This window comes from Kitasatospora sp. NPDC096147 (assembly GCF_044763225.1).
GTDB lineage: Bacteria > Actinomycetota > Actinomycetes > Streptomycetales > Streptomycetaceae > Kitasatospora.
Map to the genome: position 1 here is coordinate 61,252 of NZ_JBIWFX010000001.1, position 25,895 is coordinate 87,146.

Sequence of the window (25,895 nt, forward strand, 5' to 3'; positions counted from 1 at the left end):
GGGGAGGTGAGGGCGGGTCAGGCCGGGGTGAGCACCAGGCAGGCATTCTGGCCGCCGAAGCCGAAGGAGTTGGAGAGCACCGGTCCGGGGGCGATCGAGCGGGGCACCGAGCGGACCAGGTCCACCAGGCCGGCCTCCGGGCTGCTGCCCAGGTTGGCGATCGGCGGCACCTCGCCCCGGGCCGCGCAGAGCAGCCCGAGCGCCGCCTCCAGGGCGCCGGAGCCGCCGATCAGATGGCCCGTCACGCCCTTCATCGCCGTCACCGGCAGCGCCCCCGCGCCGAAGCACCGCTCGATCGCCCGGGCCTCGGCCCGGTCGTTGAGCACCGTGGAGGTGCCGTGCGCGTTGACGTGGCCGATGTCCGCCGGGCTCAACCCGGCGTCCGCGACCGCCCGTTGCATGCAGCGGGCGGCCATCCCGCCGTCCTCGATCGGGGCCACGATGTGGAAGGCGTCGCAGTTGTCCGCGTACCCGGCCACCTCGCCGAGGATCGGCGCGCCGCGCCGGACGGCCGCGTCCCAGCGCTCCAGCACCAGCACGGCGGCGCCCTCGGCCATCACGAAGCCGTCCCGCTCGGCGTCGAACGGGCGGCTGGCCAGCGCCGGTTCGTCGTTGCGCGCCGACATCGCCCGCATCTTGGCGAAGGCACCGACGATGACGGTCGTGACGGGGGCGTCCACTCCCCCGGCCAGCGCCGCGTCCAACTCCCCGTACCGGATCCGCCGGGCGGCCTCGCCGATCGCGGTGGTGCCGCTGGCGCAGGCCGAGGAGTACGTGGTGCAGGCGCCCCGGTAGCCGTAGCGCAGCGCCAGCCGGGAGGCGGCCGAGTTGGCCATGGTGCGCGGCACGGTGTGCACCGGCAGGTCACCGGGGCTGTCCCAGTGGTCGGTGGTGACCTGCTCCATGCTGGCCAGCCCGCCCATCCCGGTGCCGATCTGCACCCCGACCCGCTCGGGCGAGTGGCCGCCGCAGTCGGTGAAGCCGGCCGCCGCGACGGCGTCCGAGGCGGCGCAGAGCAGCAGGGTGGCGGCCCGGTCGATCTGCCGGAGCTCACGCCGGGTCAGGTACGCCTCCACGTCGAACGGCGGCACCAGCGAGGCGATCCGCACCGAGACCCCGCGCCGCACCAGCAGCTCGACCACGGCGGCGGTGGGCCGGGCCTTGAGCACCGACTCGTACGCCTCCTGCGGGCTGGTGCCGGCCGGGGTCTTCAGGCCGATGCCGGTGACCGCGACCCGGTGGCCGCCGTCCTCGCGCCGATGGTCCCGGGGCACCCGACGGGCCGTCACCGGGTGGCTGCCGTGCGGTGGTCGAGCAGCCGCAGGGCCAGCAGGTCGATCGCCCGGCCGACGTCCTCCGCGCCGGTCAGGTCCTCGACCGCGATCCGCAGCGCGAGCGCGCGCTCCAGCCGGGAGCCGATCTCCATCAGCTCCAGACTGTCGATGCCGTAGTCGGTCAGCAGGCTGGTGTGCTCCTGCACCTCCTCGACCTCGGTGCCGAGCACGTCGGAGATGGTCGTCCTGACCACCAGGGCCAGTTCCTCACGGGTGGGCATGTCCGTCCTTCCTGACGGTGCGGGGATCATCGGCCGGCCACCGCCGTCAGGGCAGCGTCCAGGATGCCGAGCCCCTCGGCGAGTTCGGCCTCGGTGGTGACCAGCGGGGGCAGCAGCCGGATGGTGGTCGGGCGGCCGAGACAGGGTGAGACCAGCAGGCCCAGGGCCGAGAGCTCCAGCACCATCGCGCCCGCCCGGGCCGGGGTGTCCAGGTCCAGGCCGCGCAGCAGGCCCCGGCCCCGGACCTCGCGGACCGTCGCCGGGTGCCGCGCCCGCAGCGCGTCGAGGCCGTCGGCGAGCAGCGCGGTGAGGGCCAGGCCGTGTCCGGCCTGACGTTCCATCACCGCCAGCGCGGGCGGCAGCGCCGCGCAGCTCAGCGGGTGGCCGCCGAAGGTGGCGGAGTGCAGGAACGGATCGGCGTCCAGCGGGGCGTAGAGCCGCTCGGAGCAGACCAGCGCGGAGAGCGGGACCACGCCCCCGCCGAGCGGCTTGCCCAGCAGCACGCCGTCCACCGGCAGGCCCTCGGCCAGCGCCACCGAGGGCGGGCCGCAGCGGCCCAGGCCGCACTGGATCTCGTCGGCGATCACCATCGCGCCGTGCGCGACGGCCGCCGCGCACCAGCTGCGCAGCACGTCCGGCGGGAGCGGGACGGCGCCGTTCTCGCCCTGTACCGGCTCGAAGACCAGCGCCGCCACCGGGCCGGCCGCCGCCTCCCGGGCGAACGCCTGCGGATCGTCCGGGTCCAGGTGGGCAACCTCCACGGCGCAGCCGCGCAGGCCCACCCGGTAGAGCGGACTGTGCGTCAGGGCGAGGGCGCCGAGCGACTTCCCGTGGAAGCCGCCGCGCACCGCCAGCACCTTGTCGCGGCCGGTGGCGAGGCGGGCGAGCTTGACGGCCACCTCCACGGCGTCCGAGCCGTTCAGCCCGAAGTGCACCTTGGGCAGCGTGCCGCCGAGGTGGGCGGCGAGCAGGCCGGCCGCCCGGGCCGCGACCGGATTGGCCAGGCTGCGGGTGGCGGTCGGCATGGTGTCGAGCTGCCGGTGGACGGCGGCCACCACCTCGGGGTGGCGGTGGCCGAGCAGGGTGACGGCGTAGGAGCCGAAGTCCAGGACCCGGCGGCCGTCCGAGAGGGTGACCCCGGCCCCCTCGGCGGCGGCCTCCACGGCTCCCCGGCCGGCGAAGCTGCCGGTCAGCGCGAGCTTGGCGGACAGGTGGCGGCGGAGCTGGTCGAACACCTCGGCGGCGTCGGTGGTGGCGGCGTCGGTGGCGGCAGCGTCGCCCTCCGTCGTCCCCGCGCTCGTGGCAGCGACCGTGGTCATGCCGGGACCACCTCCGCCGTGACCAGCCGGGCCCGGAGAGCGGCGATCATCTGCGCCGCATTGTCCCGCAGGGCGTCGGCCGCGAGCGGGTTGAGCATCTCCGAGAGCAGCGGGATGCCGATGTCGAAGTCGGCGTGGAGCGTCACCGTGCTGCCGCCGTCCGGTGTCTCCCGCACCGTCCAGTGGCCGGAGAACTCGCCGAGGTCACCGGTCAGTTGGTCGAAGGTGAAGCGCCGGGCCGCCGGGTCGATCACCTCCGCCTCGGTCCAGCGCAGCACCGAGCCCTCCAGCCGCACCGACCAGGAGGTGGTGCGGTGCAGCGCGTCGCGCTGCTCGACCACCCGCACCTCGTCCACGCTCTCCATGCAGTGCTGGTACGACTCGACGTCCACCACCGCCGCCCAGACCAGGTCCGGCGGTGCGGCGATCGGCAGTTCCACCTCAACGTGCGGCACGGGGTGACCTCTCTGATGCGGGGGTGTGGGTGTGGGCGGGCGCGGCGGCGTGCGGGCCGAGGGCCCGGCTCCGGGCGGCGGCCAGGGCCGGGGGCAGTGCGCGGCGCAGTACGGCCCGCCGGAGCGGGCCGACGTGCGTCATCGCGTACCACTGCTCGACCAGCTCGCAGCCGAGTTCGAGCTTCGGCTGGTAGGCGGTCTGGGCGAACCGGATGTGGGTGCAGCCGGCCTCGATGGCGTACCGGATCGCCGCGTGGTGCACCGCGTGGTACAGCCCGGCCTGGTGGGCGATCCGGTAGTCCAGGCCGATCCGGGCACCGGTGGCACCGGTCCCGGCGAACAGGCAGAGCAGGAAGGCGACCAGCCGCCCGTCTTCGAAGCAGGCCACCAGCCGCCGCCCGGCCGGGTCGCCGTCGTGCACGGCGGCCAGGAAGGCGGCGTCCAGCACGTCGAGCCGCTGGTCGGCGCGGTCCATCACCTGCCGGTAGAGGCCCAGCACCTCGGGCAGCAGGTGGGCGAAGTCGGTCAGCACCTCGGTCCGCAGCCCCGGCCAGCCGGCCGAGCGGCGCAGCTTGGCGCGCGCGTTGCGCCGGGCCTTCGCGGGCAGCCGGGCCAGGTAGTCCTCGAACCCGCCGTCGCCCAGCCGGAGTTCGGTGTCGGGGAGGGCGGGCACCGGGAAGAATCCGGCACCCTCCAGGGCCGGCCGCAGCCCGGCCAGCTCGATGGCGGCGAAGTCCTTGAAGACCACGGTGCCGAGCCGCTCGCGGCGGGCCAGCGCCAGCACGCCGCCGAGCAGGGCGTCCAGGGCGGGCCGGGGCAGCCGACGGTCGGTCAGCAGGTGCCCCTGCCCGAGCAGATGGCCGCAGAACAGCATCGGCACCCGCAGCAGCCCGGGGGCCGACCGCCGGACGGGGGCCAGTCGGCGCCGGTCCTCGGCCCCGACCACCTCGTCCAGCCGCAGCCGGGGGAACAGGCTGACGGGGAGCACCGCGAGGACCTCCGGCCCCGGGCTCGGGCCGTCTCCCGGTCCGCTCCCCCGCCCGGCCCGCGCCGCCCCACCGTCGTCCTGACGGAGCACCAGGTACCCGTAGCCGTCCGGGCCGATCGCGGACGCCTCCATCGCGCGCAGCACGTCCCGGGACCACATCGGGTCGTCCGGGGGCGCCAGGCGCTCCCACAGGCCCGCCGGGAGCCGGTCCACACCGCGCACCAGCTCGGTCCGGTACCGGGCGCGGACCGCCGTCACCGCCGCTGCCGCCGTCGCCGCCACCCCGGTCAGCCGATCCGCAGCGGACGGCCGTCCAGGTACTCGCGCAGCGGGCCGGCCATCCGGGCCCGGGCCGGCGGGTGGAAGGCGAGGGCCCCGGCCGCCGAGGCCAGGTAGCTGCCCTCGGTCGAGCTGACGAACGACATCCCGCCGAGCGCGGTCAGGCAGCTCCGGGTGGTCCGGGCGATGGCGTCCTCGGCGGCGTAACGGGCGGTCAGGGCGGAGACCAACAGGCCGTCGTCCCACGGCTGTTCCTCATCGGCCAGGGCTCGGGCCACCGCCTCGACCGCCAGCATCGCGGCCTCCGTCCCGCCGATCAGCGCGGCGGCGTCCTCCGGCGGGCCGGCCGGCCGGGTCAGCACCCGCTCGACCAGGGCGGAGGCGACGCCCAGGTACCCGGCGGTCAGCAGGAGTTCGAACCAGAGGAAGCCGGCCGTGTTGAGGTCGTCCGGCACCGCGTCGGCGGTCACCTCGGTCAGCAGCACCATCTCCGGGTCGATCGCGACCTCGGTCAGCACCACCTGCTCGCTCTCCGCCCCGGCCAGCACCGGATTGCGCCAGAACGGGCGCACCTCGATGCCCGGGGTCCCGGCCGGGATCAGCGCGACGGCCAGCCGCTCGACGCCGTCCTGGTCGGCCAGCAGCACCGAGGCGGTCAGCAGGTCCATCGAACGGGCCAGGCTGCAGGGCATCTTGCTGCCGTTCAGCACCACCCGGTCGCCCCGGCGTTCGGCGGTGATGTGGGGCTTGAGGATGTTCTGGCCGGCCCGGCCCTCGGCGAAGCCGGAGGCCAGCAGCAGGCCGTCGGCGGCGATCGCGGTGAGCAGCTGCTCCTCCGCCCCGCCGGGGACGGCGGACCGGACCAGGCCGGCCACCGAGAAGTGGTGCATCGTGCTGCCCACCGCGAGCGAGGGACAGCGGGCGCCGACCGCGCGCTGGATCCGGACCGCCTCCAGGGCGCTGATGCCCCGTCCGCCGAGGGCCCTGGGGACCAGCAGGCCGGGGCCGCCGGCCGTCCGGAAGGCCGCGAGGGCGGGGCTCGGGGCGGTCTCCAGCCGGTCCAGCGGGTGGGCCGCCAGGGCTGCGTCCAGGCCGGGCAAGTGGGCTTCCAGGACGGCTCGTTCACGCTGCAGGAAGGGCACGGAGAGCTCCTTGCGAGGGAGGGGGGAGGGTGACGGGGCCACGGCAGGTGGCCGGCCCCGCGAACGGCCGGAACCTGCGGGCGACCTCAGGAGGCCGCGGGGGCCACCGGGGCTGCGGGGGCGGGTCAGACGGTCAACGGCAGGCGGGTGAAGCCGCGCAGGCCGTCCCCGGTCCGTCTGCCCGGCGGCCCGGCGGCCCGCAGCTCCGGGAAGCGGCGCAGCATCGCGCGCAGCAGCACGGCGCCCTCCAGGCGGGCCAGTGCGGCGCCCACGCAGTAGTGCACCCCGGCGCTGAAGCCCAGCACCCGGCCGTCCACCCGGCCCACCACGAAGGCGTCCGGGTCGGCGAACCACTCCGGGTCCCGGTGGGCGGCGGCCATCACGGTGATCACGCTGGCCCCGGCCGGCAGCGGCAGCCCGCCGAGCTCGGTCGGCCGGGCGGCGATCCGTTCGGTCATCGGCACCGGGCCGTCCCAGCGCAGCGACTCCTCCAGCGCGGCGGGCACCAGATCGGGACGGCGGCGCAGCAGGGCCCACTGTCCGGGCTGGGTGAGCAGGGCGTGCACGGCCTGCCCGAGCAGGCCGGCGGTGGTCTCGAAGCCGGCCGCGAAGACCAGCACCAGGATGTCCACCAGCTCCCCCTCGGTCAGCCCCGCACCGTCCGACTCCCCGGCGCCGTCGGTCCGTTGGCCCCGGGCCAGGGCGGAGGCCAGGTCGTCGGCGGGCCGGGCCCGGCGCTCGCGCAGCAGTGCGGTGAAGTACTCCCGCAGTCCGCTGACGCCCCGGTCCGCGCGGGCCCAGTCCTCGGGGCTGCGGACGGGCTCCAGCAGCCGGCCGGCGTCGTCGCCGAGCTGCCGCAGCCGGAGCCGGTCGGCCGCCGGCACACCGATCAGGTCGCCGACCACGGCGACCGGGAGCGGCAGCGCGACCAGGTCCTGGAAGTCGGCGTCCGCACCGTCGGCGGCGGCCTCGGCGAAGTCGTCCAGCAGTCCGGCGACCGTCTCCTCGACCCGGAGCCCCAGTGCGGCGACCCGACGGGCGCTCAGTTCGCGGACCACCAGGCGGCGGAGGCGGTCGTGGGCGCCGTGGTTGGTGCCCAGCATGGAGGAGTAGAAGAAATCGGCGGCGGGGCGTCCCGCACCGTCCGGGATTCTCCGCTCGCACCATTCCCGGTCGGGCACCAGGAAGTCCGGGCTGGTGAGCACGGACTGGCAGTCGGCGAAATTGGTCAGGAAATGGGAGCCGATCGTCGGACTGTAATACACCGGGGCGCTCTCCCGGAGTCGGGCCAGCGCGGGGTAGGGATCCTCCCTGCCCTCGGGAGTGAAAACCGACAAGAGGATCGCCTCTGCATTCACCGGTCCGGCCTCGGGTCCCATCGATCGGAAAAGGCGTCAGACGCCCTCTCTGGTGCGGTTGCTGCGCAGCGTACCGGAATTTTCCCCCGGCATTTCCCGAGTCGCGGGAAGCGGTGACGCCCATCAGTTCGAGTACGTTCCCGCATTTCCCCGCAGGCCCGGCCCAGCGGAGGGGCGCCCGGGGCGGCGTGCGGCGGCGCGCACGCCTCCGGCACGCAACGGGTCCCGGCCGGAGCGCTCCGGTCGGGACCCGTCAGAGGGGATTTCGGTGGTCAGTGACCGGTCGGGACGACCAGCACCGCGCCGGGCCAGAGGTCGAGCTTGTTGCCGACGTTGGAGTCGGCGGCGGTCACCGAGGTGACGTTGGCGTAGTTCGAGGAGACCCCGCCGTTGTCGGCCCGGGAGCCCTGACCGATGGCGACGTTCCCGCTACCGGACTGACCGGTGGCGTTGGCCGCGAAGGCGGCGGTGGGGAGGGAGACCAGGGCGCATGCAGCAATGAAGGCGCCGAACGCCTTACCGAAGGTTCGCATGGGACCGATCATGGCAAACGGCCCACCCTCCGGGTCACGCCCGCTCACCCGTCCGGCCGGATCCTCAGACCGCAGGACGGCCGATGCCACCCGCATGGCGGAACCGAATACCCGTGCGGCGTAGTGGAGGTGACGCCCCGTCAGGCCGGGCCGTTGGGCCGGTCATGACCACTCCCCTGCGTCTCCTCGCGGTGCTCGGCACGGCCGCCACCGTCCTCCCCCTGCTCTCCGGGGCCGCTGCCGCCGCTCCGGCTCCGCGCGGGGTCCACGCGAGTACGGACGACACCGTGCTCAGCCGCAACGACGACGGCTCCGGCACCGGCTGGCTGATCGCCGCACAGCACACCACGGCCGCCGAGTACCTCCTCGGCTGACCGGGCCTGGCCGGGCCGGGCCGGAGGCTGACCAGGCCGGAGACTGGGCGCTCCGAGAGACCGGTCGGGATCGCAGCAGTCCTCCGGCGCGGTGGTCCTGACGACCACCGCCACCCCCGGACCGGCGCTCCCGGCCCTTCCCACCCGCCGTCGGCCTGGACCACCGCGTCCGCCTGCCGGTCGCCCGGAACGCCACCGGCTTCCGGGGCTCTCCCGTCGCCCTCACTGTGGCCGGTCCGACGACCGTCGACGGCTTCTTCCGACTGACCGCCCGGTGGCCCGACGGGCCGTCAGGCACGCCCCGCCGCGCGCTGGGTGCGGCGGGCCAGCGAGTCGACCACCACGGCGGCCAGCAGCACCGCACCGGTGATCATGAACTGGATCGCGTTGCTCAGGCCCTGGATGTTCATGCCCGACTGGATCGAGCCGATCACCAGCGCACCCAGCAGCGCCGACCAGGTCGAGCCGCGTCCGCCGAACAGGCTGGTGCCGCCGATCACGGCTGCCGCGATGGCGTTCATCAACAGGTTGCCGCCGCCGGAGGTCTGACTGGCCGACTGGATCTGCGCGGCCAGGAACAGCCCGCCGACGGCCGCCATGGTGGAGCAGATCGCGAAGACGCTGATCCGGATCCAGGACACGTTGATGCCGGCCCGCCGGGCGCCCTCGATGTTGCCGCCGAGCGCGAAGACCTGCCGCCCGTAGGAGGTGCGGCGGAGCACGAAGTCCAGCACCACGATGACCACCAGGAAGATCAGCAGCGCCAGCGGCAGGCCCTTGTACTGGTTGAGGGTGTAGGCGGCCAGGAAGGCGACCACCGCCAACAGCGCGGTGCGCAGCGCGATGTCGGCGGCCGGCCGGGACGGCACGCCCGCGCTCCTGCGGCGGCGGGCCTCCAGCAGGGAGGCGCCGAGGAAGAGCAGCACGGCCACGGCGGCGGCTCCGTAGGCGGCGGCCTGCTGGCCGTAGACGGTGCTGTACAGCCGGGAGACGATGTCGTCGCCGGAGAGGTTGACGGTGCCGCTGGAGCCGAGGATCTGCAGCATCGCGCCGTTCCACCCGAGGTTGCCGGCCAGGGTGACCACGAAGGCCGGCACCCCGACCTTGGCGAAGAACAGGCCCTGGATCACGCCGACCACCGCACCGCCGGCCACCGCGCAGAGCAGCGCCACCCAGGCGTTGACGCCGTGGGTGACGTTCATGACGGCGAAGATCGCGGCGCACAGGCCGCTGACCGAGCCGACCGAGAGGTCGATCTCGCCCAGCAGCAGCACGAAGACCACGCCGATGGCGATCATGCCGGTGCCGACGATCTGCTGCGAGAGGTTGGAGAGGTTCTGCGCGGAGAGGAAGCTGCTGTCCAGGCTGCCGAACACCGCCCAGATCACCACCAGGGCCAACACCACCGGCAGCGAGCCGAGTTCACCGCTGTGCAGCCGGCGGCGGAACTCGCCCAGATAGCCCCGGAGCCCCTCCTGACGGACGATCAGCCGCGGGTCGACGGCGGGGGTCGCACGGGCCGCGACGGGGACGGGGGCGTTGACCCCGCCCTTGGACATCCGGTCCTCGGGCAACGGACGGCGCTCACCGCGACCACCGCCACCGCCATTACCGCCACTGGGAGCCTGCTCGGTCATGACGCACCCTCCGTACCACGGGCCTGCCGACGGGTGACCGCGTTGTCGGTGGCCCCCGTGATGGCCGAGACGATCTCCTCCCGGCTGGTCGAACGCCGGTCGAAGACACCGTTGTTGCGCCCCAGCCGGAGCACCGCCACGGTGTCGGCCACCGCCATCACGTCCGCCATGTTGTGACTGATCAGCAGCACGCCGAGGTCCTGCTCGCGCAGCCGCTCGACCAGGTCCAGCACCTGGGCGGTCTGCTCGACGCCGAGCGCGGCGGTCGGCTCGTCCAGCAGCACCACCTTCGGCGAGCCGATCAACGCCCGCGCGATGGCGACCACTTGACGCTGGCCGCCGGAGAGCGAGGCGACCGGGATGCGCACGCTCGGGATCCTGATCGACAGGGTGTCCAGCAGGGCCCGGGAGCGCTGCTCCATCGCCACCTCGTCCAGCACGGTGAACCGGCGCAGCTCCCGGCCGAGGAAGAGGTTCCCCACCACGTCGAGGTTGTCGCAGAGCGCCAGGTCCTGGTAGACGGTCGCGATGCCCAGGTGCTGGGCGTCCTGCGGCCGGTGCACGGTGACCGGGCGGCCCTGCCACTCGATCCGGCCCTGGTCCACCTGGTGCACCCCGGCCACCGCCTTGACCAGGGTGGACTTGCCGGCCCCGTTGTCCCCGACCAGGGCCAGCACCTCCCCCGCCCGGACCTCCAGCTCGATGTCGGTCAACGCCTGCACCGCGCCGAACCGCTTGGAGACCCCGCGCAGGGCCAGTACGGTCTCGCCCGCCATGACGCCCGGCTCCCCTACTGGAGACCGGCGGCCTTGCAGGCGGCGGCGTAGTCGGCAGTGCAGATCTTGTCGACGGAGTACAGGCCGTCGGCGACCACGGTGGTCTTGATGTTGTCCTTGGTGAGCACCACCGGGGTGATCAGGTCGGCCTTGACCTGGTTGCCACTGCCGTTGGTGACCTCGACCGGGGTCAGCCCGGCGTCCGGCGTCCGGCCCTGGGCGAAGGCGACGGCGAGCTGGGCCGCCTTGTCGGTCTCCGGTTTGAACGGCTTGTAGATCGACATGGTCTGGGTGCCCGCCAGGATCCGCTGCACGGCGTCGAGTTGGGCGTCCTGCCCGGTCAGCGGCACGCTCAGGCCGGCCGCCTTGAGGGCGGTGGCGATGCCGGCCGCCATGCCGTCGTTGGCGGAGTAGACGCCGACCACGTTCGGTCCGCCGATCGCGGTGATCGCGGCGGCGGCCTCCTGGTTGGCGTTGTTCGGGTCCCAGTTGGGGGTGTCGTACTCCTTGCCGACCTTCAGCTTCCCGTCGATCGCGCTGTGCGCGCCGGCCTTGAAGTCGGCGGCGTTCGGGTCGGTGGGCGAGCCGTTGACCATGATGATCTGGCCGGCTCCGGCCTTGTCGCCGACGGCCGTGACCAGGGCCTGGCCCTGGAGTTCGCCGACCTTGCGGTTGTCGAAGGAGACGTAGGCGTCCACCGGGCCCTGCGCCAGGCGGTCGTAGGCGATCACCTTGACGCCCGCGTCGTGCGCCTTCTGCACCGAGGACTGGATCGCCTTGGCGTCCACCGCGTCCAGGATCAGCACCTTGTCGCCCTTGGTCAGGGCGGTGTCGACCTGGGTCTGCTGGGTGGTCGCGTTCTCGTTGGCGTTGTAGTAGTCGATCTGCGCGTCCGGGGCCAGCTCCTTGATCTTCTGCTCGATCAGCGGCCGGTCGAACTGCTCGTACCGGGTGGTCTTGGTCTCCGGCAGCAGCAACCCGATCCGCACCGTGCCCGGGTTCTCGGAGCCTCCTCCGCCTCCGGACGACTCCTTCGCGTCTCCGCAGGACGCGAGTCCGATGCCCAAGGTGACCGCTGCCGCTGCCGCACCCAGGCGGCGAAGCCCTCTGCTGCTCATGACGAAGCCTCTTCGGTTCGGGGCCGCCCCCACCACCCAGTGTCACCCCGTCCCGGCTACTCAGCGAAACCACCCTTGGGAGCACTGCACCGTCCGCCGCCGGACGTCACTGCGGGTGACCGGACCGGGCGGCGCCGAGGCGGAGCAGGACACCCCCCGGGCGCCTCCACCAGGCGGGCCCGCACGCTAATTCGCTCGCCGCGACCGCCCGTGACCTGCTCTGCTTCTGCCGACGGCACCGGAACGGCAGGAGCACGACACACCCATGCACGAGGACCAGGTGGATCTGACCACCGACGCGGCAGCCGCGCTGATCCTGGATCAGTTCCCGCAGTGGGGCGACCGGCCGATCCGGCTCCTGCGGTCGACGGGCACCGACAACGCGATCTTCCGGATCGGCGACGACCTGGCCGCGCGCTTCCCGCTCCGGCTGACCGACCCCGCCACCGCGCTGGCGACCCTCGAACGGGAGGCCCGGGCGGGTGCCGAACTCGCCGAGGTCTCGCCCGTCCCCGTGCCGCACCCCGTCGCCCTCGGCGAGCCCGGCGCCGGGTACCCGATGCCCTGGTCGGTCCAGACCTGGCTGCCCGGCACCGTCGCCACCGAGACCGACCCCGGTGCCTCGGTCGCCTTCGCCGAGGACCTGGCGTCCTTCGTCGCCGCGCTCCGCCGGGCCGACACCCGGGGGCGGACCTTCGACGGCGCGGGCCGCGGCGGGGTGCTGACCGACCACGACGAGTGGATCGGGATCTGCCTGACGGAGAGTCAGGGGCTGCTCGACGTGCCCAGGCTCCGCGACACCTGGGCCCGACTGCGCGAGTTGCCCCGCACGGGCGCCGACGCGATGTGCCACGGCGACCTGATCCTCGGCAACGTCCTGGTCGCCGACGGCCGCCTCGGCGGCGTGCTGGACACCGGCGGATTCGCCCCCGCCGACCCCGCACTCGACCTGGTCGGCGCCTGGCACCTGCTGGACCGGGAGCCACGGCGCGTGCTGCGGGCGGCGCTCGGCTGCGACGACCTCGAGTGGGAGCGCGGCAAGGCCTGGGCCTTCCAGCAGGCCATGGGCCTGGTCTGGTACTACGTCGAGAGCAATCCGGCGATGAGCGCCATGGGCCGCCGCACCCTCGACCGCCTGCTGGAGCCGGGCGCCTGACGCCGCCTCGGCTGCGGGCCGGACCTCCCACCGGCCGAGCCTCCCACCGGGCGATCCGACCACGAGCGGATCCGGCTACGGGCGGATCCGGCCCGCCAGCGGGAGGTGGTCGCTGCCGGTGGCGGGCAGCGTCCAGGTGCTGGCGTTCAGCTCGCGGGTCAGCACGTGGTCGATCCGGGCCACCGGGAAGGCGGCGGGCCAGGTGAAGCCGAAGCCGTCGCGGGCCAGCGTGAGCCGGTCGGTGAGCGGGGCCAGGGCGTGGTCGTCGGGGGCGGTGTTGAGGTCGCCGAGTACCAGCACCCGGGGCAGCCGCTCCGCCTCGACGGCCCGGCCGAGCTCCGCGATGTTCCCGTCGCGCTGGCCGGTGACGAAGCCGGAGAGGTGCGGCCGGACGGACTGCAGGTGGGCCACGTAGACCGCCAACGGGCCGAAGGGGGCCTGGACTTCGGCCCGCAGCGAGCGGTTCCAGCCCGGGTCGATGATCAGCCGGCCGGCCTCCGTCAGCGGGTAGCGGCTCCACAGGCCGACCGTGCCGGTGCTGATGTGGTGCGGCAGCTCCGCGCCGAGCACCTCCCGGTACGGCCGCCAGGCCGGCTCGGTCACCTCCTGGAGCGCGACCAGGTCCGGGTGCGCGGCCAGCAGCGCGCGGGCGGTGCCGGCCGGGTCCCGGTTGTCGGCGAGCACGTTGTGGGTGACCACCGTCAGCCCGGCGCCGCCCTGCGGCCCGCCCGGCCCGCCCGACGCGTCCGGCCCCTGAGCCGCCGTCAGCAGCGGGCCGAACATCGCTCCCCAGACCAGTGCCGCCGCCCCGCCCGCGCAGGCCACCGCGGGGGCCCGGCGCAGCGCGGCCCAGAGCAGCAGACCGAGGGCCGGCACCCCGCTCCACGGCAGCAGGCTCTCACCGAGGCTGCGCAGCCCGAAGCCCGGGTCCGGCAGCCAGCGGTGACAGGCGAGCGAGGCCGCCGTCAGCACGCCGAGCGCGGCCGGGAGCAGGTCCCGCCGCCAACGGGACACCGGGGAACCGGTCTTGGCGGCCACCGGGGCACCCGGCCCGGCCGGGTCCGAGTCGGAGACGTCCGCGCCGATGCCCTCCGGACCGTCGGCGTGCGAGCCGACGACGTCCTGGCCGACGCCGGGTGAGCCTGTGGTGTCCGGGCTGACGGCGTGTGAGCCGACCGTGTACGGGCGGACGCCGTGCGAGCCGACCGTGTACGGGCGGACGGTGTACGGGATCCTCGGGTCGAGGGCGACGGCGTCCTCTTCCCGCAGCAGACGGCTCCCCGCCGTACCGCCCCTCATCCGGCCGCGTCCGGGAGCATCGCCGGGCAGGTGCCGCCGGGGGTGGTGAGCAGTTCGTAGTGCCAGATCTCGTTCGCGTAGACCTGGCACAGCCCGAACTCCGGGCCGTACTGGGCCATCCAGTAGGCCGCGTCCGTCGCACCCACGTCCACCGCCTTGCCCGACACGTGGGTGGAGGCGTCCGGGGTGTTGACGTACTGCCGGGCCCGGTCCAGCGTCCCGTGCTCGACCACCGCACGGTCCAGCAGCCCCTGCTGGTAGTCCCGGCTGCGCCAGCCGGAGGTGACGAAGATCTCGATCTTCTTGGCGCGGGCGGCGACGGTGGCCTTCTGCAGGGCCTCCAGCAGCGCCGGATCCAGCTTGCCGACCGCCGGGACCTCCTTGTCGAAGGGGCTCACCCGGCCACTGCCGGGCATCGCGCCGTCGGCCACGCCCGCCGACGCCCCGCTCACCATCGCGGTGATCCCGCGCAGCCCGGCCTGGCCCGAACTCGCCACCCAGGCACCCGTGGTGCCCAGCACCGCCACCGCGACCGTACCGACCACCAGCCTGGTGCGCCGGCTCCGGCCGACGCGGGCGCCGCCCCCACCGGCCCTGTCGCAGGTGGGCCGCAGGCCCGCTCCGCCGTCCGTCCGCTGCGTGTCCGCTGCCATCCCGGCCTCCGTTCTCCTTCGGTCTGTGACTACGGGAGCCATTCGATCCGGAGGCGTGTTGCGTGGACGTACGCGCAGGCCGATACGTTTTCGATACGTCCGATGAGGTCCAATGGACCCTGTCGACAACGGTGTGAGCAGGGAAGACGGGAGAACGGCACGTGCGGGTCCTGGTGGTCGAGGACGAGATCTACCTCGCCGAGGCGGTCCAAGCCGGACTGCGGCTGGAGGCGATCGCCGCCGACGTGGTGGGCGACGGGGACGCCGCGCTGGAGCGCCTGGCCCTCCACGCGTACGACGTGGTGGTGCTGGACCGGGACATCCCCGGCACCCATGGGGACGAGGTCTGCCGGATCATCGTCGACCGCGGCCTGGGCTGCCGGGTGCTGATGCTGACCGCCGCCGCCCGGCTGAACGACAAGGTCGGCGGCTTCGAGCTGGGCGCCGACGACTACCTCACCAAGCCCTTCGACCTGGCCGAACTCGTGGTCCGGCTGCGGGCGCTGGCCCGCCGCCCGGCCGAGTCGGCCCCGCCGGTGGTGGAGCAGGCCGGGCTGCGGCTGGACGCGTTCCGCCGCGAGGTCTACCGGGACGGACGGTACGTCGCACTGTCCCGCAAGCAGTTCGCCGTGCTGGAGGTGCTGGTGGCCGCACGCGGTGGGGTGATCAGCTCCGAGGAGCTGCTGGAGCGGGCCTGGGACGAGAACGCCGACCCGTTCACCAACGCCGTCCGGATCACCATCTCCGGCCTGCGCAAGCGGCTCGGCGACCCCTGGCTCATCCACACCGTCCCCGGCGTCGGCTACCGCTTCGGCGAGCCCGCAGCCGGCGAGGGAGATCCCCGGTGACCCCGCGAGGCACCACCCGGCCCCGCCGGCTGACCGCCCGGATGCGGCTGACGCTCAGTTACACGATCTTCACGGTGGCCGCCGGGACGCTCTCGCTGGCGGTGATCTTCCTCGTCATGCGGTACTTCCCCAACTACCCGCTGATGTCCTCCAACCCGCGCTACCGCGCGGACGCGCCGTCCCGTCAGGAGATCCTCGACTCGGTGCTGCAGGCCGGCGGCTACGCGCTGGCGCTGATGACGGCCGTCGGCCTGGCCGGTGGCTGGTTCATCGCCGGGCGGGTGCTGCAACCGCTCCAGGACCTCACCACGGCCGCCCGGCGGGCGGCCGACGGAGCGCTCGGCCACCGGGTCGCCCTGCGCGGGCCGCGCGACGAGTTCACCGAACTCTCCGACGCCTTCGACGAGATGCTGGAGCGGCTCCAGCGCTCCTTCGAGGCCCAGCAGCGGTTCGCGGCCAACGCCTCGCACGAGCTGCGCACCCCGCTGGCCATCACCCGCACCATGCTCCAGGTCGCCGCCGCCGACCCCGGTGGCCAGGACTGGGGGCGGCTGGTCGGCCGGCTCCAGGACACCAACCAGCGCGGCATCGAGATCAGCGAGGCGCTGCTCCAGCTCGCCGAGCTCGACCAGGCCCCGCCCGAACTCGTCCCCACCGACCTGGCCGACGCTGCCCGGGACGCCCTGGCCACCGTCCGGGACGAGGCAGCCGCCCACCGCACCACCGTCACGGCCTCGGTCGCCCCGGCGCCCGTCACCGGCAATCCGGTGCTGCTCCGGCAGGCCGCGCTGAACCTGCTGCACAACGCGCTGCGCCACAACCACCCCACCGACGGCACCGTCGCCCTCACCACCGGCCCGTCCCCCGACGCACCCGACCGGATCCGACTCACCGTCACCAACACCGGCCCGCCGCTCACCCCCGAGACGGTCGCCACCCTCACCGAGCCCTTCCTGCGTGCCAAGGGCCGGACCGCCTCCACCGATCCGGCCCGCCGCAGCCACGGCCTCGGTCTGACCATCGTCAGCGCCGTCGCCGACGCCCACCACGGCACCCTCCGGCTCACCCCGCGCCCCGACGGCGGCCTCACCGTCACCCTCGACCTGCCCGCCGCACCCGCCCCCGTCGGCGGCGCCGCCCCGGACGTACGTCCGCCCGGGTGATCCCCGGGCCTCCGCAGCCGGTGGCCGGGGCCCGCGGCCCTACCCTGAGGAGCCGGCACCGACCCGGGCACCGGCCCCCGGTGCCGGTGCCGACAGCCGGACGCCCGGAGGGACCACGCCATGCGCGCTGCCCGCGTCACGCTCGCCCTGGCTCTGACCGCCGCTGCGGCGGCGGCCGTCGGTGCGGCTGCCGCCGAGCCCCCGGGCAGCGGCGGTGACCCGGCCCTGGGGGTGACCGGCGAGTCCCTGGTGTCGACCGCCGAGCCGCTGACCCAGCGTCACCTGCACACCGTCACCGACGCGGTGCAGGACTGGGCCGAATCCGGGCTGCCCGGCAGCGGCGGCTACGCGGGCACCGTGATCGATGCCGCCGAGGGCCGGGCCCGGGTCTACTGGAAGGGCGACGTACCCGGTGAGATCCGGGAGTTGGTGCAGCGGCTGACCCCGCCCGGCCTGGCCGTCGACCTCCGGAGCGGTCCGTACTCCCGGGCCGAGATGACGGCGGCGGTCGACCGCTTCACCGCCGCCGCGGCCCCGGACTCCTGGTCCTCGGTTGGGCCGAACGAGGACGGCAGCGGCATCACCGTCACCGGACCCCCGGCCGGCCCCGGAGACCGGTCCGCCGAGCGGGCCTCCGCCGTCGCGGGCCTACCGGTCACCCTCCGCCCCGGCGGCCCCGCCCTCCCGCTGGCCGGCAGCCGCGGGGGCGACGACTCCCCCTACTACGCGGGCGCGCAGGTGCGCACCGACAAGGCGGCGTTCTGCTCGACGGCCTTCACCGGGTGGAAGGGCTCGGCCCGGGTGGTCCTCACCGCCGCCCACTGCGGCCCGGGCCGGTACTACAACGGCTCCGACCGCTACGTCGGCGACCGGATCGCCGCCCACCAGGCCTTCGACATCGGCCTGATCGGCGTGAACGGCGAGGGCTCCGGCCGGGTCTACGACGGCGGCTGGGCGGACGGCCGGGGCAGCTCGCGCCGGGTCTACGGGCCGGGGCGCAACAACGTCGGCGACCTGGTCTGCCTGAGCGGCGCGCAGACCGGCTGGATCTGCGACGTCCGGGTGACGGCGGTGGACGTCCGGGCGAAGGGCGCGGACGGCGCCGTCATCCGGCCGGTGGACGTGGCGGAGTCCCGGGGCGGGGACCACCGGGCGATCGTCGCCAAGGGCGACAGCGGCGGCCCGGTGCTGGCCAACCCCTACGGACCGGAGCAGGACATGGAGGCCCGGGGCGTCGTGGTGGCCGGCGGCTCCGCCACCACGGTCCCCTGCCCACCCCGCTCCACCGCCACCCCGACCACCTGCTACTGGCAGGTCCTGTACGTCCCGATGACCCCGATCGTCCGGGAGACGGGCTTCACCCTCTCCTGAGCCCGCCGCCCGAGCGTCCCTGACGACCCGTCGGGCCCGTCAGCGGAGGATGCCGGCCCGGCGGGCGGCGGTGATCCAGCGGGGGAACTCGGAGAGCAGGCGGTCGTAGAGCTCGGCGTCCGGCAGGGTGGCGATGTCGTCCACCGCGAAGAAGCCGACGTTGTCGACCCGGCGGCCCGGGAGGCGGTCGAAGTGCTCCAGGACGCCGTAGTCCCCCCGGCCCAGACCGACGAACTGCCAGAACACCGGCTCCTCGACGGCCGCGCGCAGCTCCCGTTCGATCGCCTCGTTGCGGTAGACCCCGCCGTCGGAGAAGAACAGCACCAGGGTCGGCACCGGCAGCGGGTGACGCCGGACGTGGGCGCGGACCTCGGCGATCACCTTCTGCTCCTCGTTCTGGATGCCGACCGCCTTCATGTCCACCCGCCCGTCGGGCAGCGGCAGCCGCCGCCGACGGAACAGGCTCATCTCGCCGACCCGGACGTGCAGCCCGATCCACTGCGGCAGTTCACCGATCGTCAGGTCCGGCAGCCGGGCCGGGGCGGTGGCGAAGGTCCACGCCTGCATGGTGCCGTCGTCGTCCAACTGGGCGGCCACGGCGGCCATCCGCTCGACCACCTCGCCCACCACGCCCCGGGCGTAGAGCCGGGTCATCGAGCCGGAGGCGTCCAGCACCAGCAGCACCCGGGCCGTCAGGTCCTGGGCCCCGTGCTTGCGCAGGCTGACCGCGACCTGTTCCTTGCGCAGGTTCAGCCGCTTGCGCAGGTCCACCGGCAGCCGCTCCTCCCCCGGCAGCGTACGCGGCGCCCGGACGGGGGGCGGCGGTGCCTGAGGGCGGGTCAGGACCAGGGTCGGGGTCGGCGCCGGCGGTGGGACCGGCAGCGGGGCGGCCCGGACGGTGGTGCCGTAGGCGGCGGCCAGCCCGGCCGGGCCCTCGGTGTAGCCCTGCGCCACGGCGCGGAACTTCCAGCCGCCGCCCCGGCGGTAGAACTCCCCTGCCACCAAGGCCGTTTCGCGGTCGGCGGTCATCTCGAAGCGGGCGATCCCGGCGCCCGTCGCGGTGTCCGTCAGCAGCAGGGTGAGGCCCGGCACCCGGCCGAAGGCACCGCCCCGGGTACAGGCGGTGATCATGATCCGCTGCACCTCCGGTTCCACCGACGGGAGTTCGAGCTCGATCCGCTCGCCGCCGGGGCCGGTCCGCCCCCGGTGGTGGACGGCACCGGACGGGTGCCGGGGCCGGTCGTAGCAGACCTCGTCGGCCTCGCCCCGGACCCGGTCGGCAGCCGCGAGCAGCAGCGCGGAGACCTCGACCGCCGGCACCCCGGGGCCCGCCGTCCAGCGGAGTTCGGCCCGGACGGTGGTGGGCCCGATCGGCAGGTTGGCACCCTTGGTCAGCGATCTCGCGCTCATCGCCCCAGTGTGGCGCACCACCGCCCGCTGACAAGGGTGGGCGCAGCACGCGCCCACCCTCGCCCGGACCGGTCAGGCGGTGCAGACCACGGTGACCCCGGCGGCCCAGCCGTCCACCGCGTTCCCGGAGACCCAGCTGACCCCGCCGGCCGTGCACCGGCTGCGCGGATAGCCCGCCACGGCAGCCGAGTTGTACGCCGCGACGTAGGCGGACTGCACGGCCTGCCCGGAGTTGGCCCTGCCGCCGGAGGTGCCGGAGAAGGTCGCCGTGGTGGTGGCTGCGGCGGGTAGGGCGGCGGCCAGCAGGAAGGCGCCGGTGGCGGTCGCGGTCAGCAGGTGGCGGAGCGGCTTCACGAGTGTGTCCCTTCGGTGGTCTTCCGGTGCGGACGAGCGCACTCATTCAGGCACTCCTGGGGCGCGATGTCACCGGGTGGGACGTGAGTGGCGCCCGCATTGGCCGGATCCCGCCACCTCGCCGCTCGGTCACCCGACCCGAAGCTGCCACCGCCGCCGTCCACCCAGCCGCCCGCGCCGGACGGCGCCTACCGCATCACGAGCAGCTTGGTGCCGGGCACCAGCTTGCGGTTCACCGAGGTGGACTGGACGAAGACGGTGAAGTTCGGGTTGTCCCCCGGCTTCACCGTGGTCTCGGCGGCGGGCAGGCCGAGCAGCCGGCGCGCGGCGGGGCCGGAGTACACCCGGCCGGTCATCCGGCCGGTGGCCGGGTCCTTCTCGGCGACGGCGAGCTGCTTGCCGGCCTGGATCTTCTCCCGCTTGGAGAGCTCGTAGTAGGCGCAGCCGGTCCGGTAGGGGTGGCCGGCGGTGGTGACGAACTGACGGATCGGCAGCTGCTCGTCGACCGGGACGAGGATGTACGCGCCCGGGTCGAGGGCGTCCAGGGTGGCGTTCACCTCGTCGGCCTGGAGGTCCTGGCCCATCGCGAACAGGTTCTTGGTGCCGCGCACGCCCTTCTCCCGGCCGCGCAGGAAGCTGGTGGCGGCCGACTTGACGGTGCCGATCGCCTCCTCGACGCCCTCGGTGGAGTCGGCGTCCCAGATCGCGATGTTCCCCGCCGGGAAGCCGTACTCCTGGGCGGTGCGCTTGGCCAGCGAGTTGGGCACCAGGATGGCCGAGGTCCAGTGCTCCGGCAGTGCGGCCATCGCGCCGTGGATCCGCTCGGTCCAGGAGCGCAGCACCGAGGCGCCCCTACCGGCGGGCAGGTGGACGTGCATCGAGCCGATCTCGGTGAATCCGGAGGCGTTCTCCTCGCCGTCGGTGACGACCACCTGGAGGAAGGAGTGCTCGCCGTATCCCTCCCAGATGTTCTTCAGGTCGTCGACGGATTTCACCGCCGCCTCGATCAGGGCGGTGGCGCCGTTGTCCACCCGGTAAAGGCCCTGGAGGGACGGGAGGTGCTTCACGTCCATGTCCCAGACCAGATTGTGCACCTCGTGGTCGAATGCGTAGAGGCTGATCCGCGTCTCGTGCCCGAGCCGGTCGGACTCCTCCTGCAGGCCCTTCACGAACTCGTCCACCACGCGGATCAGTTGGGCCTCGTGCTGCCGCATCGAGCCGGACTTGTCGACCACCAGCGAGACGTGGTTGACCTTGTGCTTGATCCTGTTGACGGACATGTCTCTCCCCCGATGCGCAGATATCCGGAATTCCGCTTGGGCGCCTTTCCGGCGCTCCCTTCAGCGTTGGTTCCACCTTACGGCCGACCACTGACAGAAAGGGCCCGCCGGACGGCCCGGGGAAGCCTCCGGAGAATTCCGCGCACCGGTTTTCCGAAAGGCAGCAGCAGGGGCACCGCCAGCAGCAGCACTCCCCCGGCACCGAGCGCCGCGCGGGGGCCGAACAGACTGCCCAGCACGCCCCAGCCGGCCGTCAGGACGGCGGTGGCGGTCCGGGTGGTGACCGACCAGGCGGCCAGCACCCGGGTGGTGTGGCCGGGGTCGGTACGGCGCAGCCGCCAGGTGGCGGACAGCGGGTTGAACACGGCGCAGCACAGGATCAACCCGGCCTCGACGACCAGCACCACCAGCAGCCCACCGGTGCCCGGGCCGACCAGCACCAGGCCGAGCGGCCAGAGTGCGCGCAGCGTCCCGGACACCAGCAGCACCCTCCGCTCGCCGTACCGGGCGGCCAGCGGCCGGGCCAGCCGGGCCCCGAGCAGGCCGCCGAGCGCGGGCAGCGCGAAGGCGAGGCCGTACTGCCAGCCGGCGAAGCCGAGCTGACCGAGCATCAGCACGGCGAGCAGCGGCTCGGTGGCGGTCACCAGACCGTTGAAGAGGGCGGTGTGCAGCAGCAGCCTCCACAGCACCGGGTCGGCCCGCAGCAGCCGCCACCCCTCGAACAGCTCGGCGAGCGGAGCCCACCCCGACACCGGCGCCGGCACCGGAGCCGCTCCCGGGCCAGGAGCCGTCACCGTGGCCGAGGCGCTGGCCGAAGCGATGCCGGCTGGTCCGACCACGGCCGCTCGGTCCGCCACACCGCCCCGCCCCCGGCCCATCCACCGACGCCCCGCCCACCCACGCCCCGACTGCCGACGACCCGACCGCCGACGACCCGTCAGCCCGCACGGCGCAACCAGCACCAGCGCCGACGCCGAGAGCAGGTAGCTGACCGCGTCGGCAGCCACCGTCGCGACCGGCCCCAGCAGGGCGACCAGCGCGCCGCCGAGCGGCGGCCCGACCGCCGTGGCGGTCCAACCGGTGGCCTCCAGCCGGGCGTTGGCGCGCAGCAGCCGATCCGTCGGAAGCAGGTCCCGCAGGTACGCGCCCGAGGCGGCGCGGAAGGTGATGTCGGCCGCCGCGACCAGTGCCGCGACGGGTGCCAGCCACCACAGCCGGAGCACGCCGAGCGCGTACCCCAGCGGCACGGTCAGCAGGGCGGCGCACCGCACCAGGTCCGCCGCGACCAGCACCGGCCGCCTGCGCCGGTGCTCCACCCACGCCCCGAGCGGCACCGCCGCCGCGGCGCCGACCAGGGTCGCCGTGGCCGAGAGCAGCGCCACCTGGGCCGGCCCGGCGTGCAGCACCTGCACCGCGATCAGCGGGAACGCGCCGAAGGCCAGCCAGGTGCCCAGCGCACTCACCCCGTACCCGCCCCAGAACCACCCGAACCGACGCCCCATCAGCCCTCAGCACCCCCAGCCCGCTCCACTCCGCACAACCATCAGGCGACCTGCGGCATCAGAACTCACCGGATCCTCGGAGGTCAAACAACGGTCTCGCCCTCAGCCACAACCACCAGTTGTTGCCGTACAGTCTCCGAGCATGGACCTCGACACCGTCCGCACCTTCGTCTCCGCCGCCGACACCGGACGGTTCCAGGAGGCCGCCACCGAGCTGACGCTCACCCAGCAGGCGGTCTCCAAACGGATCGCCGCCCTGGAGCGGAGCCTCGGCGTGCGGCTGTTCACCCGCACGCCGCGCGGCGCGGCGCTGACCATCGACGGGCGGGCCTTCCTCCCGCACGCCCGCGAGCTGCTGCGCACCGCCGACCGCGCCCTGGCCTCCGTCCGCCCCGGCCGACGGGCTCTGCGGATCGACGTGCTGAACTCACGCGGCGCGGGCTCGGGGCTGATGCGCGGCTTCCACGCCGCCCATCCGGACACCGAGTTGGACGTGCTGATGCTGCTCGGCATCGAGGAGGCCGTCGAGGCGATCCGCTCCGGGGCGCTCGACGGCTCGTTCCGCGCGGTGACGATGCCGGGCCGGCCGCTGCCGCCGGACCTGCTCTCGCTCCGGGTGCTCGACGAACCGCTGTACCTGCTCACCGGCCCCGGCCACCCACTGGCCCGGGCCCGCTCGGTCACCCTCGCCGAGCTGACCGGCCACCGGATCTGGATGCCCGGCCTGCTGCCCGGCAGCGAGTGGGCGGCCTACTACGCCGAGCTCACCGCCGAGTTCGGCCTCACCATCGAGGCGACCGGTCCCAACTTCGGCTCGGACGCCCTGCTGGACACCATCGCGGACACCCCGGCCCTGGCCACCTTCATGGGCGACCACACCCGGCTGATCTGGCCGGCCGGCCACGACCTGCGCCGCATCCCGGTCACCGACCCGACCCCGGTCTACCCCCACTCCCTCCTCTGGCACCGCGACAACGCCCACCCCGCCCTGGCCGCCCTCCGGGCCCACCTCACCACCGGGGCCGGAGCGGCGGGCCACGACGCGCCGGGGACCTGGACCCCGGGCTGGACCCGCCGCACCTGAGACTCCCGGCCCGCCCGCTACGGTGCGCCCATGCACCCCGACATGACCCCCGATCAGATGCTCCGGGCCGTCAACGCCCTGGAGGCGGCCTGGAAGCAGGACGACCGCGCACTCACCACCCTGGCCCGCACCGGCCCCGGCGAGCCGATGCTCGCCCGCCTGGTCGCCCGCTACTGCGCCCAGGCCCTGGAACTGCTGCTGTCCGAGCGCCTGGGTCTGGCCGACCGGCCACCCGCCGAACGGGAGGGCGCCCTCGCCACGCTGGAGGAGGGCGTCTCCTCCCGGCTGCTGATCCAGTGGGGCTACCTGCTGGAGAGCTGGGCCCGGGCCACCCCCGACACCCCGGCGGGCAACGGCGGCCTCGCCCGCGCCGCCCTCCAGAGCCTGACCGCCTTCACCCACAACGGCGACCCCGGCAACGACGTACCCGCCCTCCTCGCACACCTTCGGGCGAACGCCACCACCCTCGGCTGACCGCTCCCGGACCGGCCCGGGCCGACCGAGCGGGCTGCTCTTCACGGGCCCAGCGGGCTAGGGATCGGTCCCAGGCATCCCAGGGCCGGGGAGTGACGGTGCCTCAGGAGCCGTCCGGGGACGGTTTCACGCCATTTCCGGTGTGATGCGCACAGGACCGTCGTATGCGATGCGTCCTGAGCTAGGGTGATTTGGTTGCCTAGGGAAACCGATTCACGAGACGGACCGAGGTGCCGCCATGAAGGTGACCGTTGATCAGGACCGGTGCTGCGGCTCCGGCCAGTGCGTGCTGACCGCCCCCGCCGTCTTCGACCAGAGCGAGGACGACGGCCTGGTCCGCCTGCTCGACCCCACCCCGGGCCCCGCCGACCACGCGGCCGTGCGGCTCGCCACCGCCCTCTGCCCGGGCGGTGCCATCACCCTGCCCGACCAGCCCGACCAGCCCGCGCCGACCACCGCCTAGCCCCGCACAGACCACCGCTCCACCCCCGCCGGATGCCGGAAGGAACGCTGCCCCGTGAGCATCGACACCCCCGCCCCGCAGCAGAGCCACGCCCGCCCCGCCCCCACCGAGCTGCCGGCCGCCACCGGCCGCTGCCCCTTCGACCCGCTGCCCGCCTACCGCGAGGCCGACCGCGTCGCCCCGGTCACCGAGGCCCGCCTCTGGGACGGCACCACCTGCCACCTGCTGACCGGCTACCAGGAGGTCCGCGCCGCCTTCGCCGACAAGCGCTTCAGCGCCGACGCCCGCCATCCCGGCTTCCCGTTCCTCTCCCCCGGCCGGCGCGAACTGACCAACCGCACGACCCCCAGCTTCATCCGCCTGGACGACCCCGAGCACGCCCGCCAACGCCGCCTGCTCACGGGCGACTTCATCATCAAGCGGGTCGAGGCGATGCGCCCGGAGATCCAGCGGATCGTGGACGAGACGCTGGACCGGATGATCGCCGGCGGCGGACCGGCCGACCTGGTCACCGCCTTCGCGCTCCCGGTGCCCTCCCTGGTGATCTGCCTGCTGCTCGGCGTGCCCTACGAGGACCACGACTTCTTCCAGCAGCAGAGCCGCAAGCTGCTCGACCTCACCTCGGACGTCGAGGAGGTGTCGGGTGCGGTCCAGTCGCTGACCGACTACCTGACCGGCCTCGCCGAGTCGAAGCAGCGCGAGCCCGACGGCGGCCTGCTGAGCCGCCTGGTCGCCCGCGACGAGGTCACCCTGGACGAGGCCGCCGCGATGGGCCTGCTCCTGCTGGTGGCCGGCCACGAGACCACCGCCAACATGACCGCCCTCGGCACCCTGGCCCTGCTCCGCCATCCGGAGCAGGCCGAACTCTGGCGCCGGGAGCCCGAGTTGACCAACGGCGCGGTGGAGGAGCTGCTCCGCTACCTGACCATCATCCAGCACGGCCTGCCCCGGGTCGCCCTGGAGGACATCGAGATCGGCGGCACCCGGATCCGGGCCGGTGAGGGCGTGATCCTGATGCTCTCCACCGCGAACCGGGACGAGGAGCTGTTCGCCGATCCGGACACCCTCGACCTCACCAGGGAGGCCCGCCGCCACCTCGCCTTCGGCTTCGGCGTCCACCAGTGCCTGGGCCAGCCGTTGGCCCGCTTCGAGCTCCGGATCGCCCTCTCCACCCTGCTGCGCCGCCTGCCCACCCTCCGGCTGGCCGTGCCCTTCGAGGAGCTGAAGTACCGCGACTCCTCCGCCATCCACGGCCTCCAGGAGCTGCCCGTCACCTGGTGAGCGCCCACCGCCCGAGCCACTGC

Annotated in this window: 26 protein-coding genes; 9 read left to right on the forward strand and 17 right to left on the reverse strand. The window is 74.2% G+C overall.

Annotated features, from left to right (window positions below; genetic code table 11):
* Nucleotides 1–17 precede the first annotated feature (17 nt).
* The 8 genes from ACIRBX_RS00290 to ACIRBX_RS00325 form a co-directional block, all read right to left on the reverse strand.
* A complete protein-coding gene (locus tag ACIRBX_RS00290) occupies nucleotides 18–1,274 on the reverse strand; it encodes a beta-ketoacyl-[acyl-carrier-protein] synthase family protein (RefSeq protein WP_402292819.1) in 1,257 nt (418 codons plus the stop codon).
* An 11-nt stretch (nucleotides 1,275–1,285) separates the two neighbouring features.
* On the reverse strand, nucleotides 1,286–1,555 hold the full coding sequence (locus tag ACIRBX_RS00295; protein WP_402292820.1) for an acyl carrier protein: 270 nt from the start codon (nucleotides 1,553–1,555) through the stop codon (nucleotides 1,286–1,288).
* Nucleotides 1,556–1,581: 26 nt separating this feature from the next.
* Nucleotides 1,582–2,874 carry an aspartate aminotransferase family protein gene (locus tag ACIRBX_RS00300; protein WP_402292821.1) on the reverse strand — a complete coding sequence of 431 codons (1,293 nt, stop codon included), beginning with the start codon at nucleotides 2,872–2,874 and terminating at the stop codon, nucleotides 1,582–1,584.
* On the reverse strand, nucleotides 2,871–3,329 hold the full coding sequence (locus ACIRBX_RS00305) for a type II toxin-antitoxin system RatA family toxin (RefSeq protein WP_402292822.1): 459 nt from the start codon (nucleotides 3,327–3,329) through the stop codon (nucleotides 2,871–2,873). The genes ACIRBX_RS00300 and ACIRBX_RS00305 overlap by 4 nt, the downstream gene beginning before the upstream one ends.
* Nucleotides 3,316–4,599: a GNAT family N-acetyltransferase gene (locus tag ACIRBX_RS00310; RefSeq protein WP_402292823.1), complete on the reverse strand. Its 1,284-nt coding sequence runs from the start codon at nucleotides 4,597–4,599 to the stop codon at nucleotides 3,316–3,318. The genes ACIRBX_RS00305 and ACIRBX_RS00310 overlap by 14 nt, the downstream gene beginning before the upstream one ends.
* A 5-nt stretch (nucleotides 4,600–4,604) precedes the next feature.
* The gene (locus tag ACIRBX_RS00315) at nucleotides 4,605–5,738 is read right to left on the reverse strand and encodes an acyl-CoA dehydrogenase (protein WP_402292824.1); all 1,134 of its coding nucleotides are present in this window, start codon (nucleotides 5,736–5,738) and stop codon (nucleotides 4,605–4,607) included.
* A 125-nt stretch (nucleotides 5,739–5,863) separates the two neighbouring features.
* Nucleotides 5,864–6,943 (reverse strand): cytochrome P450, encoded by a 1,080-nt coding sequence (locus ACIRBX_RS00320; protein ID WP_402292825.1) that lies wholly within the window; start codon nucleotides 6,941–6,943, stop codon nucleotides 5,864–5,866.
* Nucleotides 6,944–7,368: 425 nt separating this feature from the next.
* A complete protein-coding gene (locus ACIRBX_RS00325; protein WP_402292826.1) occupies nucleotides 7,369–7,629 on the reverse strand; it encodes a hypothetical protein in 261 nt (86 codons plus the stop codon).
* A 164-nt stretch (nucleotides 7,630–7,793) separates the two neighbouring features.
* Between ACIRBX_RS00325 and ACIRBX_RS00330 the strand changes: the two genes are divergently transcribed.
* Entirely contained in the window at nucleotides 7,794–8,003 is a 210-nt protein-coding gene (locus ACIRBX_RS00330) for a hypothetical protein (protein WP_402292827.1), read from the forward strand.
* A gap of 290 nt (nucleotides 8,004–8,293) precedes the next feature.
* Here the strand turns inward: ACIRBX_RS00330 and ACIRBX_RS00335 are convergent, their stop codons facing one another.
* The 3 genes from ACIRBX_RS00335 to ACIRBX_RS00345 all read right to left on the reverse strand — a co-directional run bounded on the left by ACIRBX_RS00335 (nucleotide 8,294) and on the right by ACIRBX_RS00345 (nucleotide 11,534).
* Nucleotides 8,294–9,562 carry a sugar ABC transporter permease gene (locus ACIRBX_RS00335; protein ID WP_402293866.1) on the reverse strand — a complete coding sequence of 423 codons (1,269 nt, stop codon included), beginning with the start codon at nucleotides 9,560–9,562 and terminating at the stop codon, nucleotides 8,294–8,296.
* Between the two features lie 74 nt (nucleotides 9,563–9,636).
* Nucleotides 9,637–10,416 carry an ATP-binding cassette domain-containing protein gene (locus ACIRBX_RS00340; RefSeq protein WP_402292828.1) on the reverse strand — a complete coding sequence of 260 codons (780 nt, stop codon included), beginning with the start codon at nucleotides 10,414–10,416 and terminating at the stop codon, nucleotides 9,637–9,639.
* A 14-nt stretch (nucleotides 10,417–10,430) separates the two neighbouring features.
* Nucleotides 10,431–11,534, reverse strand: a complete 1,104-nt coding sequence (locus ACIRBX_RS00345) for a sugar ABC transporter substrate-binding protein (RefSeq protein WP_402292829.1) — start codon at nucleotides 11,532–11,534, stop codon at nucleotides 10,431–10,433.
* A 265-nt stretch (nucleotides 11,535–11,799) separates the two neighbouring features.
* On the opposite strand from ACIRBX_RS00345, the gene ACIRBX_RS00350 reads away from it, so the two are divergent.
* Nucleotides 11,800–12,690: an aminoglycoside phosphotransferase family protein gene (locus tag ACIRBX_RS00350; protein WP_402292830.1), complete on the forward strand. Its 891-nt coding sequence runs from the start codon at nucleotides 11,800–11,802 to the stop codon at nucleotides 12,688–12,690.
* A gap of 75 nt (nucleotides 12,691–12,765) precedes the next feature.
* On the opposite strand, the gene ACIRBX_RS00355 is transcribed toward ACIRBX_RS00350, so the two are convergent.
* Nucleotides 12,766–13,989, reverse strand: coding sequence for an endonuclease/exonuclease/phosphatase family protein (locus ACIRBX_RS00355; RefSeq protein WP_402292831.1), 1,224 nt, complete (start codon nucleotides 13,987–13,989; stop codon nucleotides 12,766–12,768).
* Nucleotides 13,986–14,642 carry a M15 family metallopeptidase gene (locus tag ACIRBX_RS00360; protein WP_402292832.1) on the reverse strand — a complete coding sequence of 219 codons (657 nt, stop codon included), beginning with the start codon at nucleotides 14,640–14,642 and terminating at the stop codon, nucleotides 13,986–13,988. Before ACIRBX_RS00360 ends, ACIRBX_RS00355 begins: the two co-directional genes overlap by 4 nt.
* A gap of 161 nt (nucleotides 14,643–14,803) precedes the next feature.
* Here ACIRBX_RS00360 and ACIRBX_RS00365 point away from each other — a divergent pair, with 161 nt between their 5' ends.
* The 3 genes from ACIRBX_RS00365 to ACIRBX_RS00375 all read left to right on the forward strand — a co-directional run bounded on the left by ACIRBX_RS00365 (nucleotide 14,804) and on the right by ACIRBX_RS00375 (nucleotide 18,024).
* Nucleotides 14,804–15,490 carry a response regulator transcription factor gene (locus ACIRBX_RS00365; RefSeq protein WP_402292833.1) on the forward strand — a complete coding sequence of 229 codons (687 nt, stop codon included), beginning with the start codon at nucleotides 14,804–14,806 and terminating at the stop codon, nucleotides 15,488–15,490.
* Nucleotides 15,487–16,653, forward strand: coding sequence for a sensor histidine kinase (locus ACIRBX_RS00370; protein WP_402292834.1), 1,167 nt, complete (start codon nucleotides 15,487–15,489; stop codon nucleotides 16,651–16,653). Before ACIRBX_RS00365 ends, ACIRBX_RS00370 begins: the two co-directional genes overlap by 4 nt.
* A gap of 120 nt (nucleotides 16,654–16,773) precedes the next feature.
* Nucleotides 16,774–18,024: a hypothetical protein gene (locus tag ACIRBX_RS00375; RefSeq protein ID WP_402292835.1), complete on the forward strand. Its 1,251-nt coding sequence runs from the start codon at nucleotides 16,774–16,776 to the stop codon at nucleotides 18,022–18,024.
* Between the two features lie 39 nt (nucleotides 18,025–18,063).
* On the opposite strand, the gene ACIRBX_RS00380 is transcribed toward ACIRBX_RS00375, so the two are convergent.
* The 4 genes from ACIRBX_RS00380 to ACIRBX_RS00395 all read right to left on the reverse strand — a co-directional run bounded on the left by ACIRBX_RS00380 (nucleotide 18,064) and on the right by ACIRBX_RS00395 (nucleotide 22,570).
* Nucleotides 18,064–19,434, reverse strand: coding sequence for a VWA domain-containing protein (locus ACIRBX_RS00380; protein ID WP_402292836.1), 1,371 nt, complete (start codon nucleotides 19,432–19,434; stop codon nucleotides 18,064–18,066).
* Nucleotides 19,435–19,506: 72 nt separating this feature from the next.
* Nucleotides 19,507–19,788, reverse strand: a complete 282-nt coding sequence (locus ACIRBX_RS00385) for a hypothetical protein (protein ID WP_402292837.1) — start codon at nucleotides 19,786–19,788, stop codon at nucleotides 19,507–19,509.
* A gap of 188 nt (nucleotides 19,789–19,976) precedes the next feature.
* Nucleotides 19,977–21,068: a VWA domain-containing protein gene (locus ACIRBX_RS00390; protein WP_402292838.1), complete on the reverse strand. Its 1,092-nt coding sequence runs from the start codon at nucleotides 21,066–21,068 to the stop codon at nucleotides 19,977–19,979.
* Nucleotides 21,069–21,145: 77 nt separating this feature from the next.
* On the reverse strand, nucleotides 21,146–22,570 hold the full coding sequence (locus tag ACIRBX_RS00395) for an MFS transporter (RefSeq protein ID WP_402292839.1): 1,425 nt from the start codon (nucleotides 22,568–22,570) through the stop codon (nucleotides 21,146–21,148).
* Between the two features lie 142 nt (nucleotides 22,571–22,712).
* Here ACIRBX_RS00395 and ACIRBX_RS00400 point away from each other — a divergent pair, with 142 nt between their 5' ends.
* From ACIRBX_RS00400 to ACIRBX_RS00415, 4 genes are all read left to right on the forward strand, one after another.
* Nucleotides 22,713–23,654 (forward strand): LysR family transcriptional regulator, encoded by a 942-nt coding sequence (locus ACIRBX_RS00400; RefSeq protein ID WP_402292840.1) that lies wholly within the window; start codon nucleotides 22,713–22,715, stop codon nucleotides 23,652–23,654.
* A gap of 30 nt (nucleotides 23,655–23,684) precedes the next feature.
* Nucleotides 23,685–24,128, forward strand: a complete 444-nt coding sequence (locus tag ACIRBX_RS00405) for a hypothetical protein (RefSeq protein WP_402292841.1) — start codon at nucleotides 23,685–23,687, stop codon at nucleotides 24,126–24,128.
* Nucleotides 24,129–24,366: 238 nt separating this feature from the next.
* Nucleotides 24,367–24,591, forward strand: coding sequence for a ferredoxin (locus ACIRBX_RS00410; RefSeq protein WP_402292842.1), 225 nt, complete (start codon nucleotides 24,367–24,369; stop codon nucleotides 24,589–24,591).
* A 60-nt stretch (nucleotides 24,592–24,651) separates the two neighbouring features.
* Entirely contained in the window at nucleotides 24,652–25,872 is a 1,221-nt protein-coding gene (locus ACIRBX_RS00415) for a cytochrome P450 (protein WP_402293867.1), read from the forward strand.
* The last annotated feature ends 23 nt before the right edge of the window (nucleotides 25,873–25,895 follow it).